At 64.4% G+C, this 13,085-nt stretch carries 17 protein-coding genes; 6 read left to right on the forward strand and 11 right to left on the reverse strand.

Annotation, left to right across the window (positions count from 1 at the left end; all coding sequences use genetic code 11):
* Positions 1-20 precede the first annotated feature (20 nt).
* Both BAC01S_RS07395 and murJ read right to left on the reverse strand, forming a co-directional pair.
* On the reverse strand, positions 21-866 hold the full coding sequence (locus BAC01S_RS07395) for a SirB1 family protein (protein ID WP_043201615.1): 846 nt from the start codon (positions 864-866) through the stop codon (positions 21-23).
* 5 nt (positions 867-871) lie between these two features.
* Entirely contained in the window at positions 872-2,422 is a 1,551-nt protein-coding gene (gene murJ, locus BAC01S_RS07400; RefSeq protein WP_027794182.1) for a murein biosynthesis integral membrane protein MurJ, read from the reverse strand.
* Between the two features lie 547 nt (positions 2,423-2,969).
* On the opposite strand from murJ, the gene rpsT reads away from it, so the two are divergent.
* The gene (gene rpsT, locus BAC01S_RS07405; protein WP_027794183.1) at positions 2,970-3,233 is read left to right on the forward strand and encodes a 30S ribosomal protein S20; all 264 of its coding nucleotides are present in this window, start codon (positions 2,970-2,972) and stop codon (positions 3,231-3,233) included.
* A 194-nt stretch (positions 3,234-3,427) separates the two neighbouring features.
* Here the strand turns inward: rpsT and BAC01S_RS07410 are convergent, their stop codons facing one another.
* The gene (locus tag BAC01S_RS07410; protein ID WP_027794184.1) at positions 3,428-3,775 is read right to left on the reverse strand and encodes a DUF3579 domain-containing protein; all 348 of its coding nucleotides are present in this window, start codon (positions 3,773-3,775) and stop codon (positions 3,428-3,430) included.
* 356 nt (positions 3,776-4,131) lie between these two features.
* Here BAC01S_RS07410 and argF point away from each other — a divergent pair, with 356 nt between their 5' ends.
* The gene (gene argF / locus BAC01S_RS07415; protein ID WP_027794185.1) at positions 4,132-5,061 is read left to right on the forward strand and encodes an ornithine carbamoyltransferase; all 930 of its coding nucleotides are present in this window, start codon (positions 4,132-4,134) and stop codon (positions 5,059-5,061) included.
* A gap of 111 nt (positions 5,062-5,172) precedes the next feature.
* Here argF and BAC01S_RS07420 read toward each other — a convergent pair whose 3' ends face one another.
* Positions 5,173-5,991: an IclR family transcriptional regulator gene (locus tag BAC01S_RS07420; protein WP_043201546.1), complete on the reverse strand. Its 819-nt coding sequence runs from the start codon at positions 5,989-5,991 to the stop codon at positions 5,173-5,175.
* 97 nt (positions 5,992-6,088) lie between these two features.
* Between BAC01S_RS07420 and BAC01S_RS07425 the strand changes: the two genes are divergently transcribed.
* Positions 6,089-7,279 (forward strand): acyl-CoA dehydrogenase, encoded by a 1,191-nt coding sequence (locus BAC01S_RS07425; RefSeq protein WP_027794187.1) that lies wholly within the window; start codon positions 6,089-6,091, stop codon positions 7,277-7,279.
* A 116-nt stretch (positions 7,280-7,395) separates the two neighbouring features.
* Here the strand turns inward: BAC01S_RS07425 and BAC01S_RS07430 are convergent, their stop codons facing one another.
* Positions 7,396-8,034 carry a peroxiredoxin gene (locus tag BAC01S_RS07430; RefSeq protein WP_027794188.1) on the reverse strand — a complete coding sequence of 213 codons (639 nt, stop codon included), beginning with the start codon at positions 8,032-8,034 and terminating at the stop codon, positions 7,396-7,398.
* A 333-nt stretch (positions 8,035-8,367) separates the two neighbouring features.
* Here BAC01S_RS07430 and BAC01S_RS07435 point away from each other — a divergent pair, with 333 nt between their 5' ends.
* From BAC01S_RS07435 to BAC01S_RS07445, 3 genes are all read left to right on the forward strand, one after another.
* Positions 8,368-8,670: a DUF883 family protein gene (locus tag BAC01S_RS07435; RefSeq protein WP_027794189.1), complete on the forward strand. Its 303-nt coding sequence runs from the start codon at positions 8,368-8,370 to the stop codon at positions 8,668-8,670.
* Between the two features lie 135 nt (positions 8,671-8,805).
* Complete coding sequence (locus tag BAC01S_RS07440) at positions 8,806-9,192, forward strand: phage holin family protein (RefSeq protein ID WP_027794190.1); 387 nt, start codon at positions 8,806-8,808, stop codon at positions 9,190-9,192.
* A gap of 34 nt (positions 9,193-9,226) precedes the next feature.
* Positions 9,227-9,694 carry a DUF3318 domain-containing protein gene (locus tag BAC01S_RS07445; protein ID WP_027794191.1) on the forward strand — a complete coding sequence of 156 codons (468 nt, stop codon included), beginning with the start codon at positions 9,227-9,229 and terminating at the stop codon, positions 9,692-9,694.
* 23 nt (positions 9,695-9,717) lie between these two features.
* Here BAC01S_RS07445 and BAC01S_RS07450 read toward each other — a convergent pair whose 3' ends face one another.
* The 6 genes from BAC01S_RS07450 to nrdR form a co-directional block, all read right to left on the reverse strand.
* A complete protein-coding gene (locus BAC01S_RS07450) occupies positions 9,718-10,146 on the reverse strand; it encodes a type IV pilin protein (protein ID WP_027794192.1) in 429 nt (142 codons plus the stop codon).
* Between the two features lie 24 nt (positions 10,147-10,170).
* Positions 10,171-10,632, reverse strand: coding sequence for a pilus assembly PilX family protein (locus BAC01S_RS07455; protein WP_245616540.1), 462 nt, complete (start codon positions 10,630-10,632; stop codon positions 10,171-10,173).
* Positions 10,633-10,691: 59 nt separating this feature from the next.
* Positions 10,692-11,492, reverse strand: a complete 801-nt coding sequence (locus tag BAC01S_RS07460; RefSeq protein WP_043201549.1) for a PilW family protein — start codon at positions 11,490-11,492, stop codon at positions 10,692-10,694.
* Positions 11,489-11,902, reverse strand: a complete 414-nt coding sequence (locus BAC01S_RS07465) for a type IV pilus modification PilV family protein (RefSeq protein ID WP_027794195.1) — start codon at positions 11,900-11,902, stop codon at positions 11,489-11,491. Before BAC01S_RS07465 ends, BAC01S_RS07460 begins: the two co-directional genes overlap by 4 nt.
* The gene (locus tag BAC01S_RS07470; protein WP_027794196.1) at positions 11,899-12,435 is read right to left on the reverse strand and encodes a GspH/FimT family pseudopilin; all 537 of its coding nucleotides are present in this window, start codon (positions 12,433-12,435) and stop codon (positions 11,899-11,901) included. Before BAC01S_RS07470 ends, BAC01S_RS07465 begins: the two co-directional genes overlap by 4 nt.
* A 156-nt stretch (positions 12,436-12,591) precedes the next feature.
* A complete protein-coding gene (gene nrdR, locus BAC01S_RS07475; protein WP_027794197.1) occupies positions 12,592-13,074 on the reverse strand; it encodes a transcriptional regulator NrdR in 483 nt (160 codons plus the stop codon).
* Positions 13,075-13,085 lie beyond the last annotated feature (11 nt).

Raw genomic sequence — 13,085 nt, forward strand, 5'->3', positions numbered from 1 at the left:
TCACGAACGGTTGGACGCGCTCAGCCCTGCTCGTTATCGAGCGTGCGCTGGCGCAGCTCCTGCAGTTGCGATTCGACCACTATGGCGTCTTCGGCATCGGGCCGCTCGTCGAGATAATGCTCAAGGTCTTCTAGCGCGGGGCGCAGGTAATCGAGCCGCGCATAGGCAAAGCCGCGATCGCGCACTTCCTCGATGCTATACGGCAGCAGGATCACGAGCCGCTGCTGGATGCCGAGCAGGCGCTCCCAGCGCTCCGTCTGCAAATAAATCGCCTTGAGATTGCGCAGCATGCGCGCGACGATCTCGCGGCGCGTGGCCGGCTCGAGCAGCACGCGCAACGTGCGCACGACCGAATCGCCGGCCTTCGCCACGTAAGGCTCCAGCAACTCCACCATATCGGATTCGGTCAGCCCGCGGCCCGTGGTGGGGTCGAACATCGCATCCCCGCCCGGCAGCGACGCGCGCAGCAGGAAATGGCCCGGAAACGACACGCCCCGCACCGGCAGCCCCAGTTGACCCGCAATCTCCAGATAGAGCACCGCCAGCGAAATGGGAATGCCACGGCGGCGGCGCAGTACGGCGTTCAGGTGGCTGTTGTCGGGATCGTAGTAGTCGTTGAGATTGGCGGCGAAGCCGAATTCGCGGAAAAAGCATTGATTCAGGGCGGCGACGCGCTCGCGCACGTCGGCGTCTTCGGGCACGCGGCGGCGCGCACGCAGTGCCAGCTCGTCGATTTCCGCGAGCGTGCCTTGCAGATCGAGATCGGGGTACGCATCCTGAGCGATCGCGAGTGCCGCTTCGGTGAGCGGCAGGCTGTCGTCTTCGGCGACGAGCGCGCTGAAATAATCCAGTACCCGCGTGTTCATCGTGATCACTTCGCCCGCCTCTTGAAGTAAGCGTACTTGAAGCCCATCAACCACAGCATACCGAAATATAGCGCTGCAAACAGCACGAGGCAGGCGCCGAGCAGCGCGATGCGCATGAAGGGTTCGTGGCGCAGGCCGATCCAGTCGTAGCTGATCGCGCACCAGTGCATCGTTCCTGCCAGCACGAGGCATGCCCCGAGCAATTGCACGAAAAACTTCGCCCAACCCGACGAGGGCATATAGATCCCGCGCCGGCGCAGGCCGATGAAGAGCAGCAGCGCGTTCATGCAGGCGCCGAGCCCGACCGAGAGCGTGAGGCCCGCGTGCGCGAAGACCGGCACGAAGATGTAGTTGCTGACCTGGGTGGCGATGAGCACGCCCACGCCGATCTTCACAGGCGTCTTGATATCCTGGCGCGCGTAAAAGCCCGGCGCGAGGATCTTGATGAGAATGAGGCCGATGAGGCCCACGCCGTAGGCAGCAAGCGCACGGCCCGTCATGACGACCGAATTCGCATCGAACTTGCCGTAGTGGAACAGCGTTGCCGTGAGCGGCTCGGCGAAGAAGAACAGCGCGATCGCCGAAGGCGCGGCAAGCAGGAACGTCACGCGCAGCCCCCAGTCGAGCAGCGCCGAATACTCGTGAGGATCCGCATCGACGTGCGCCTTGGAAAGGCTGGGCAGCAGGATCGTGCCGAGCGCCACGCCGAGCAGCGCGGTCGGGAACTCCATGAGCCGGTCGGCATAGTTGATCCACGAAACCGCACCCGCGCCGAGGCGCGATGCGATGTTCGTATTGATGATGAGGCTGATCTGCGCGACCGAGACCGCGAACATCGCCGGCACCATCTTCGCGAGCACGCGCTTCACGCCGCGATGCGCGAGCGCTTTGAGCGGATGCCAGCCGATGCGCGGCATCATGTCGATGCGCTTCAAGGCCGGCAGCTGGACGAGAAACTGCAGCACGCCGCCGACGATCACGGCCCACGCGAGCGCATAGACCGGCTGCTTCATGTGCGGCGCGAAGAACACGGCCGCGACGATGAACGAGACGTTGAGCAGGACCGGCGCGAACGCCGGCAGCGAGAACTGCTTGTAGGTGTTCAGCACGCCCGACGCGAGCGACGTGAGCGAGATGAACACGATATAGGGGAACATGATGCGCGTCATCGTGACGGCGAGCGGATACGCCTGCCCGTCGCTCTTGAGGCCCGAGGCCACGACCGTCACGACGACCGAGGCGCCGACGATGCCGAGCACCGAGAGTATGGCGAGCACCCAGGCGAGCACGGTCGAGGTGGCGTCGACGAGGTCGCGCGTGGCATCATGCCCTTTCTGGTTCTTGAACTCCGCGAGGATCGGCACGAATGCCTGGGAGAATGCCCCCTCCGCCGAGATCCGGCGCAGGAGGTTGGGAATGCGGAACGCAACGTAGAAGGCGTCGGTGAACTGACTCGCGCCGAACGCGCGGGCAATCAGCGTTTCACGGGCCAGACCGGTCACGCGCGACAGCAGCGTGAAGCCGCTGACCGTCAGCAGGGCTCGGAATAGATTCATGGGGCGCTTATTATACGGGTGTCGCGAAATCGGCCGGGTTGTGCTGCGGCCATACTTCGCCTCTTTGTGATCTGCGACGATCCGCGAATCTGACCATGCGCAGAAGTCGGCGTTCGGTTACGAATGCATAAATCCGATCGGATTGCGAACCGGCGGAACGCCGCGATCAAGCCCTTTTTCCTGCCTCGATACTCCACGCGAGCCCGCACATATAAAGCAGGGCGATTGCCACGCCCATGATCTTGTTGCTATAATCGTCGATTCTTGGTCTTTCTTAGATCTAGAAACCGCGTCTTGGAAAGAAAGCGGAAACGGGCTGTCGGCAAACGTCATGTGATCTGGCCGCCCTTTTCGACTTTGGCACAAAAGGCGCAGCCGGCGGACTGCGCGCATTCATGGTGCAGTCTGGGCGCAGTGAAGGCGCCACCGGCAAATACCGTTTTGCGCTTTTGGGCATCGGTCCCGGAAGCTCAAATCCAGGCAAGGAGCGTAGTCTGGCCCGACTCGATGTCGGCGGGCTTACGCTCTGAAAACTCAAGGAATCGTAATGGCAAACTCCGCACAAGCACGCAAGCGTGCCCGTCAGGCCTCGAAGGCAAACTCGCACAACTCGGCGCTGCGCTCGAAGTTCCGCACCGCTATCAAGGCTGTCCGCAAGGCAATCGACGCCGGCGACAAGGCAGCGGCCGCAGAAATTCTGAAGGCTTCGGCAAAGACGCTCGACATCATCGCCGACAAGAAGATCGTTCACAAGAACAAGGCCGCTCGCAACAAGAGCCGCCTCGCCGCCGCCGTCAAGGCCATGCAGTAAGCGATACGGAAAGCGCGCCGCCACGGCCGCTTCCTGTTTCCACTGCAGCACGAAAAACCCGCTCCGGCGGGTTTTTTTGTTTTTGCGCGGCTTGTGCCTGCAAGTCATACGCTCGCAAGGCGAACGTCGAGGCAGACGCCAAGGCGGACGTAAAAAAACCCGCCGTGGCGGGTTGCGTCATTCTGCTGCGAGAATCAGCTTCCGCCGCCCTGCTGGGTCGGATGATCGTGCGGCAGCTCGCACGCCTCGGTCACGAGCAGGTCGTTGTCCTTGGCGAAATTCATCACGAAGTTGAATGCCATCGGCTCGATGTCTTTCAGCCGCGAATCGAGGATCACGCACTTCAGGTCGCCGATCATCGTCGGCCGGACATACAGCGAGTACCGCAGATAGGCATTCGGCCCCCGCGCGTTCGCCGACGCCTTCGGACCGAAGCTCGACATCACGCCCGCGAGGCGTTCCGACCAGTCGCTGGGGCGAAAGGTCTTTCCGTTCGAGGTGACGCCTTGAATGAAGTATTCGGTTGGGGCTTCGTCGGCCATGTACGGTACCTGTGTGGCGGCACGCTCGCGTCACCCACGAGTTGCCGGCGGGATGCGGGTCACGGGCTTCCGGCCTGCGTACAGGCTCGCTATCGTGCCTGAGAGAAAACCCCGCGATTATAGCCTGGCAGGGGTCTTTCCGCACCGCACACAAGCCGCTCCGGCGAGTGTCCTCCGCCTCCGAAATACCGCCCCGACGGCAAAGCGCCTGGCCCTGCCCTACCCCCCGCACGACTTTCGGACGACTCGTCAAATCCGGCAAAATCCTTTATGCTGCATCGACTTACCACCAACCGCAGCGGCGTCGCCGGCCCATCCTGCAGTTCCGAGGCCGGATCCGGCGCCGCTTTCGTTTCATGACCTCCCGGACCCTACGCCATTACCTGCAGTTCAAGGATTTCTCTCTTGAAGATTATGAATATGTGCTCGAGCGTGCCCGCATCCTCAAGCGCAAATTCAAGAACTACGAGACGTATCATCCGCTGCACGATCGCACGCTCGCGATGATCTTCGAGAAGAACTCCACGCGTACGCGGCTCTCGTTCGAAGCCGGCATCTTCCAGCTCGGCGGCCATGCCGTGTTCATGAACACGCGCGACACGCAGCTCGGCCGCGGCGAGCCTATCGAAGACGCGGCCCAGGTGATCTCGCGCATGGTCGACATCATCATGATCCGCACGTTCGGCCAGGACATTCTCACGCGCTTCGCCGAGAACTCGCGCGTGCCGGTCATCAATGGCCTGACGAACGAATACCACCCCTGCCAGGTGCTGGCCGACATCTTCACGTACTACGAGCATCGCGGCCCGATCCGCGGCAAGACGGTCGCCTGGGTCGGCGACGCGAACAACATGCTCTACACGTGGATCGAGGCGGCACAGATTCTGGAATTCAAGCTGACCATCTCGACGCCGCCGGGCTACCCGCTCGACGCGGCGCTCGTCGCGGAAGAAAGCAAGCCGTTCTTCGAAGTGTTCGAGGATCCGCACGCGGCCTGCGCAGGCGCCGACCTCGTCACCACCGACGTCTGGACGAGCATGGGCTTCGAAGCCGAGAACGAGGCGCGCAAGAAGGCGTTCGCCGACTGGTGCGTCGACGCCGAGATGATGGCGCTCGCCAAACCCGACGCCCTCTTCATGCACTGCCTGCCCGCCCACCGCGGCGAAGAAGTCAGCGCGGAAGTGATCGACGGACCGCAAAGCGTGGTGTGGGACGAGGCGGAAAACCGTCTGCACGTCCAGAAGGCGTTGATGGAGTTCCTGCTGCTCGGTCGCCTGAACCACTGAGTCCGGCCGCGTCTGCGGGCCATTCGTCGGAACGTCCAAAGGGGCTTCAAGCCTCCTTCTCATTACAATGCCGGGACAATCTTCCCGGCATTGCTCATTTCTATGCGAGGCTCAGGCCGCGGCGCCTGAAGCTGTCTCCCCCAGCCGCCGCGCCAGCGACTTGAGCAGCGGCGCTACGCGCTCGCGAAACACGTCCGGTCCCATCGACGACGCCGGTCCGCTGCAGCTCAACACGAGCCAGCGGCGCTCGCGCGGCTCGCGAAACGGCACCGCAACGGCGTTCACGTCGTCGTGCCAGTCGCGAAACGAGTAGCAGCAGCCCTCTTTCGCGAATATCCCGATCTCATGCTGCGCGGCCTCCACCTGCGCCGGACCTTCCGCGCCCGCCGCTTTCCCCAGCTCGGCCAGCAGCGCCGCACGCACATCGGGCGGCTGAACCGCCAGATACGCGCGGCCCATCGAACTCGTCAGCATCGACAGACGCGAACCCGAAGCCAGACCGAGCGTGAGCGCGGTCTCGCTGCGGATCGTTTCCAGATAGATCATCTCGAGCCCGTCACGGCAACCGAGCGACACCGCCGCCCCCACCTCGCGCGCGAAGGCCCGCAGGTGCGGTCGCGCAAGCTCGAGAACGTCGGTGTTCGAGAGCATCGTGAAGCCGAGCGAGAGCACGCCCGCATCGAGCGCGTACTTGCCGAGCGCCTCATCGAAGCGCAGATAGCCGAGCACGGTGAGCGTGTACGCGAGCCGGTTCACGGTGGCCTTCGGCAGCCCGGTGCGCGCGACGAAATCGCGGTTGCCAAGCAGCGTTTCGCCGGGGCGGAACGCGCGCAGCAATTCGAGGCCGCGCGCGAGCGCGACGACGAACTTGCGCTCGTCGATCTCGCCATCGGGCAGCGAGCCGGATAAGGGGAATCCAGATGCAGACATAGGCGCGTAGGTGATACACTGGAGTCAATTTGCAAAACATTGTTCCGCATTGCGGAACTCTTGTCAAGTACAGATTCCCCTTTGGAGGAGAGACATCATGGCCGAACCCGCCCAGTTTCATTGGGAAGATCCGCTGCTGCTGAGCCAGCAGCTCACCGAAGACGAACGCATGGTGCGCGACGCCGCTGCCGCGTACGCGCAGGACAAGCTCGCGCCGCGCGTGCTGGAGGCGTTCCGCCACGAAAAGACCGATGCCGCGATCTTCCGTGAAATGGGCGAAGTGGGCCTGCTCGGCCCGACCATCCCCGAGCAGTACGGCGGCCCGGGCCTGAACTACGTGAGCTACGGGCTGATCGCGCGCGAAGTGGAGCGCATCGACTCCGGCTACCGTTCGATGATGTCGGTGCAGTCGTCGCTCGTCATGGTGCCGATCTACGAATTCGGCTCGGAAGAGCAAAAGCAGAAGTACCTGCCGAAGCTCGCGAGCGGCGAATGGATCGGCTGCTTCGGCCTCACCGAGCCGAATCATGGCTCCGACCCGGGCAGCATGATCACGCGCGCGAAGAAGGTGAACGGCGGCTATTCGCTCACGGGCGCGAAGATGTGGATCACGAATTCGCCGATCGCGGACGTGTTCGTCGTCTGGGCGAAGCTCGAGGAGAACGGCAAGGACGATATTCGCGGCTTCATCCTCGAGAAGGACTGGAAAGGCCTCTCGGCGCCGGCGATTCACGGCAAGGTGGGCCTGCGCGCGTCGATCACGGGCGAGATCGTGCTCGACGAAGTGTTCGTGCCGGAGGAAAACATCATGCCGGGCGTGAAGGGCCTGCGCGGACCGTTCACCTGCCTGAACTCGGCGCGCTACGGCATTGCCTGGGGCGCGCTCGGCGCCGCCGAGTCGTGCTGGCACACCGCGCGCCAGTACGTGCTGGACCGCAAGCAGTTCGGCCGTCCGCTCGCCGCCAATCAGCTGATCCAGAAGAAGCTCGCCGACATGCAGACCGAAATCACACTCGGCCTGCAAGGCTGTCTGCGCCTTGGCCGCATGAAGGACGAAGGCACGGCCGCGGTGGAGATCACCTCGATCATGAAGCGCAACTCGTGCGGCAAGTCGCTCGACATCGCCCGCCTCGCCCGCGACATGATGGGCGGCAACGGCATCTCCGACGAATTCGGCGTGGCGCGCCACCTCGTGAACCTCGAAGTGGTCAACACCTACGAGGGTACGCACGACATCCACGCGCTGATTCTCGGCCGCGCGCAAACGGGTATTCAGGCGTTCTTCTGAACGGCCCCTGCGCAGGCATCAACCGCAGGCATCAACGCATGAAAAAAGCGCCGCACGATATGCGGCGCTTTTGCTTTTTGCCTGGGTGGTATCCGGGTCGATGCCCGGAGGATTGCTTACTTGTTCGGCTGCGGCGTAAGACGCAGATACGGACGCAGCGCCTTGTACCCCTTCGGGAACTTCTGCTTGATCACCTCTTCGTCCTTCAACGAAGGCACGATCACGACGTCGTCACCCTGCTTCCAGTTGCCGGGCGTCGCGACCTGATGGTTGTCCGTGAGCTGCAGCGAGTCGATCACGCGCAGCACTTCGTCGAAGTTGCGGCCCGTGCTGGCCGGATAGGTGATGATGAGCCGCACCTTCTTCTTCGGATCGATCACGAAGAGCGAACGCACGGTGAGCGTCTCGTTCGCGTTCGGGTGGATCATGTCGTACAGCGTGGAGACCTTGCGATCGCCGTCCGCGAGAATCGGAAAGCCGACGCTCGCCGCCTGCGTCTCGTTGATATCCTTGATCCACTCGTTGTGCGACTCGGCGCTGTCCACCGACAGCGCGATCGTCTTCACGCCGCGCTTCTCGAATTCGTCCTTGAGCTTGGCCGTGAGGCCGAGTTCGGTCGTGCAAACAGGCGTGAAGTCGGCGGGATGGGAAAACAGCACGCCCCAACTGTCGCCGAGCCACTCGTGGAAGCTGATGCGGCCGAGGCTCGAATCCTGCTCGAAGTCGGGTGCGATATCGCCAAGACGTAGACTCATGGTGCGTTTCCTTGAATGGAGTGTGGATGGAATCTCCCGGCACCGGCCGGGCTTCGAACACGAAAGACCTCGAGCCTCCAAGCATACGGGAGTCCGCCTGCACCGCGAACAAACATCGCCTCACACTATTATGAGTTTTGGTAATTTCGGACCGGATCGCGGAAACTTCTCGGGCCAGATCAACTCCATAAAGCCTGGTGTGCCGTGCGACGCGAGCCGTTGCAGCACAGGAACAATAAGTGCGCCACAAACGCTCCGGGTGCGCGCCGCACTCGCCAGCGTCCGTTTCTTTGTTACGATTCACGCGTGGCGTAACACGAAGGGAGCCAGTCAATGTCAGAAGTCAACAAGGAGAGGCTGATGTCGGATATCAAGACCGTCCTCGCGGATGCAGAGGATCTGCTCAAGCAAGCAGCGAGCGCCACCGGCGAACGAGCGTCCGAACTGCGCGAAACGGCGCTCTCCCGCCTGAAACAGGCGAAGGAGAAAGCGGCCGACGTTCAGGTCGTGGTGATCGAGAAGGGCAAGAAGGCGGCGCGCGCCACCGACGACTACGTTCATGAGCATCCGTGGACGTCGATCGGTATCGCGGCAGGCGTTGGCGTGCTGGTTGGTCTGCTGATCAACCGCAAGTAAGCGAGCGCCGCGCCCGGCGACTGGCCTGGCGGTCCGTACCGCCGCGCTTGCCCGGGCGCCATGCCCTACCGCGGGCCGGTGCGCCGCACCGGCCCGTCTTTCCTCGCGCAAGCGCATGCGCAACCTGCTCCCGCCATGACAACAGATACCCAATCGCCACAACACGACCACGGACCGCTGCGACGGCTGCTCGGCTCTGCGTTCGCGATGCTGCAAACCCGGCTCGAGCTCATCGGCATCGAACTGGCGGAGGAGAAGGAGCGTCTGCTCGCCGTCCTGTTTCTCGGCCTCGCGGCGATGATGCTCGCCACCATGGCGTTGATCGCGCTGACCGCGCTGATTGCGATCGCCTTCTGGGACACCTGGCGCTGGCAGGCGCTGGCCGTGATCACCGCTGTCTACGCGCTGGCCGCGCTCGTCTGTGCGCTCAAGGCACGCAGCGGGCTGCGCAATGCCCCACTGGTTTTCCAGGCGACGCTGGAAGAGTTCGAGAAGGACCGCGAAATCCTTCGTAAGCATTGATCGCCAGGAAACGCTACTCAACCCAGCCGACGCCATGAACCAACCGAGACCGGATACTGCCTTTCGCCCTGCCCGTCCGCGCTCCCACGAGCTTTCCACGCCGCAGCTGCGCGCGTTGCGCAAGGAACTGCTGATCGTCCGCGCGAGCGTGGAGCGTGCCGAAATGGCCGGAACGATCGTCGAGCTGCGCGAGCGGGCCATCCATTTCAGCTGGCTGCGCTTTCTCATGCCCGGCTTCAGTCGCGCAAGCAGCGTTGCCTCGGCGGGTGCCGGAATCGGCAATCTGCTCAAGCAATATCCGCTGCTGAGCTCGCTCGTCTCGCTGGTCGTCGCCAAGCCGCTACGCAGCAGCCTCGTTTCGGCGGCCCGCCCGATCATCAAGTGGGGCGGCCTCGCATTCACCGCGTGGGAGGCGTATCGCGTGTGGCAGCAGATGCGACGCCAGAACGGCCGCCCCGCGCGGGCCAGTTCGTCTGACGAGTCCCCTGACGCGGGCTACTGACGCCCCCTCGCTGCCCGGGTCCCTCAGCGCCCGCGCCAGCATTCCTCCGTCGCCTGCGCGACCGTGTCGGCCATGACGGCCCGGTTGCCGCGTGTTCCTGTCGCGTCGAGCGTGAAGGTTCCGCAAGGGTCGCCATGCATCGGCCCGGTGGCGACCGGGGAAGCCTCCAGTTCATAACCGCCGTTCGATTCGTCCGCGGGCAACAGACGCAGGCGGTAGACTGGCGGCCCTGTCGGCGGCGACTGATCTAAGCCCGCAGGCAGCATTGCCGGCACCGACACCTGTGTATCGATGAATTGCGCTGCACGATAGAGCGCCGTAACAGCCTCGATCCGATGGCTACGCGCGATCTGACCGCTCCACGACGGCAACGCAAAGACCGCGACAATCGCCATCGCCGCAAGCGCCATGGCGAGCTCCAGCAGTGTGAATGCGTGTTTTCCGGCTCTCATCGCCTTTCCCTTCCTGGCGTCTCGTCAAAAAGGCCGCGCTGCAATGCGGCGCCAATGCCGTTCGATATGCGTGCCGTCGAACACGAGCTGTGCCTGCAGCCAGCTCTGCGTCTCTTCGGACGCGCCAAAGCCGCGTGCCGTCACGATGAAGGCGCGCGCCGCGGGCCGGCTTTCGATACGCCACGCCTCGACGAAACATTGCGGCGGCCTGACCGAGCCCGGCCACGCGCCGGTCGCGGCAACGGCCCGTGCTTCGAAGCCGGCTTGCTGGCGCCAGCCCGCCGGCTCGCCTGTCAACACGGGCTCTGCCGGCGCGATCATGGAACCATTGGCCAGCGCGCGCGTGCAGAGCAAGAGCGCAGCGTCGGCGGCATGAAACGCCTGCAGCGTGTCGGCGATGAAACTGGCATTGCGCGCTCCGAGCAAGGCAGCCTCGAACCAGGCGGACGACGTGACGAGCATCATCGACGCCATCACCAGTACCACCGGCAACGCGATGCCTCGACGTCGCCGCTGCCTGCGTGGCGAATGGCGGCGTACCCCGCTCATGCCGCACCGCCTGGCGCATTGCGTAGCGCGATGTGGCGCCAGAAGATCTGGCGCGCACGCCCATCGGCAGCGACGATCGTTGCGCCGTTGCAATCGACGTAGCTCACCCGGCGCGTAGACGGCGAGCCGCGCACCTGAACGCATAGATCGACTGCAATGACCTGGAGCCACTGGTCGCGCGCGAGCGACGAAGCATCCACTGGCTGGCTCGCACCCGCCAGCCAGTAGCGCAGGCGCAGCTTTTCGACACCCTCCACGAGCGGCTGCGCGGTCCCGACCTTGCCCGAGCCTTCGCAGTACAGCTCCGGCTCGCCCGTGGAACTGCTCGGCTTCGCGTGATAGCGGTTGACCACCAGCGCGCCCTCCGCGCCTGCCGCCTGGCCGAGGCAGTCGGTCACGTCCCCCGACGACGAACGCGAAGTCGAGACGGTGTCGCCCACATAGCGAATCGCAATACCGTCCGAGCGGCTGGACAACGTCTCACAGGTCGGACTGGCATCGGCACCCGCCGGTCGCCCGGCAGTGCAGCCGAAGATGCCGCTCACGGCCAGCCCTTGCGGCGAATCGGCCGGCGTAAAGCCCGCCATCTGGATCTGCTCTCCGATCAGCAGCACTGCGTTCATGCCCGCCTCGTGAATGCGCGCGGCATCGGTCGCCTCGACGAATGCCTGGTGCTGCGAACGATAGGCCGTAATCGCGCCCGCCGCCACGACGAGGCCGAGCGCGACGGCAATCGTCAGCTCCAGCAGCGTATGTCCGTGGCTGCGCCTCCTCACCCTGAACCGGCCGCTCGTCATTTGGCGAACGCCAGCGAGACGCATGCGTGGCCCTCGGCGGCCGCCACGCCATTGCACAGGTCCGGCGGCAAGGAAACGGGCGCCAGTGCGTAGCGCGAGGCAACCCACGTCACGGTCACGGCAACGCCCTCGGCGCCCGCGCTTGCCAGTGCGACGGTACCCAGCGGCACGATAGCCGGAACCCTCGCCTTCCACTCGTCTGCGGCCCTCGTGGATGCCCCGAGCGACGCCTCCGCGATCGCATCGGCCGCGAACGCCGCGCGCTCGCGCTCACCCGCGACCCGCGCATGCCGCGCCATGGCGATCTGCGTGCCCAGTTGACCAAGCACGCAAACCGCCATGACGGCCATCGCCAATGCAACCTCGAGCAGCGTCGCGCCACACGCGGTTCCGCCGCGCCGCCGCTTCACGACGCGCCTCCACACGCGCCCTCGCTGATGCGCGCGCGCCCAGCCGCCGCGATGCGAATGCAGCGGCGCCATGGTGCGCCGCGTGTGGCTGCGCCAACGGCGCGCGGGGCGATATCGAAGCTGCGAAGCACCCCGATGGCCTGCCCCGCCGGCGGTGTAAACGTGATCGCAGTCAACTGCGACGCGATCGCAACGTCATCGCGCGCGGGCTGCACACGCAAGGGACGCATTGCCCCCGGGCCTTCGGCCATCACGGCCCATCCGCACGACCAGTCGGCCGCCCCCGACGGACAAGCCTTGTTGGCCGCAAGGCAATGCCGAGCCACGTCGATACGGCAGACGGTGATGCGCACCTTGCGCCGGATCGCCTCATTGCGTGCATAAGCGAATGTGCCGAGCAGCGCATTCGAACGTGCATTCACTTCGTCGCGTACGCGCCAGGCGACGAACGAAGGCGTCGCGGCAGCCGCGCCAATCGCGAGCAGGACCACGACGACCATCGTCTCGATCAACGAGAAGCCGTTGTACTTCATCAGCAATCCTTATTTTGAAGGTATTGCCGTCAATCTAGCGAGGAAGCGGGAGCGGAACAATCGGCCGAACGGCCAGGTGGTACGAGGCGCACCCGTTCGCGACAATCCCTGCGTCACGAACGGCTACGAAAGAGGGGAAGGGAAATGCGGAAGAACTCAGCGTTTGCGCGGCGGCGTGCCGGCACTGCTGCTGCGGCGGAACTCCTCGATCACGTCCTCGAATTCGGAGACATCCTCGAAGCGCCGGTATACGGAAGCGAAACGCACGAACGCAACCTTGTCGAGTTCGCGCAACTCGGCCATGACCAGCTCGCCAAGGCGCTCGCTGCGCACCTCACGCTCACCGCTGCCAAGCAGTTGATATTCGATGCGGGCCACCGCCGCATCGATCGCGTCGGCCGCAACCGGGCGCTTGCGCAGCGCCAGTTGCATGCTGGCCGCGATCTTGCGGCGGTCGAATTCCGTGCGGCTGCCGTCCTTCTTCACGACCGACGGCATCGCCAGCTCGACCCGCTCGTACGTCGTAAAACGCTTGTCGCAGGCCGGGCAGCGACGTCGGCGCCGGATTGCGGCGCCGTCTTCGGACACACGCGAGTCAACCACTTGCGTGTCTTCGTGCCGGCAGAAGGGGCAACGCATGCTGGGTCGGC

The organism is Paraburkholderia acidipaludis NBRC 101816 (assembly GCF_000684975.1).
Classification (GTDB): domain Bacteria; phylum Pseudomonadota; class Gammaproteobacteria; order Burkholderiales; family Burkholderiaceae; genus Paraburkholderia; species Paraburkholderia acidipaludis.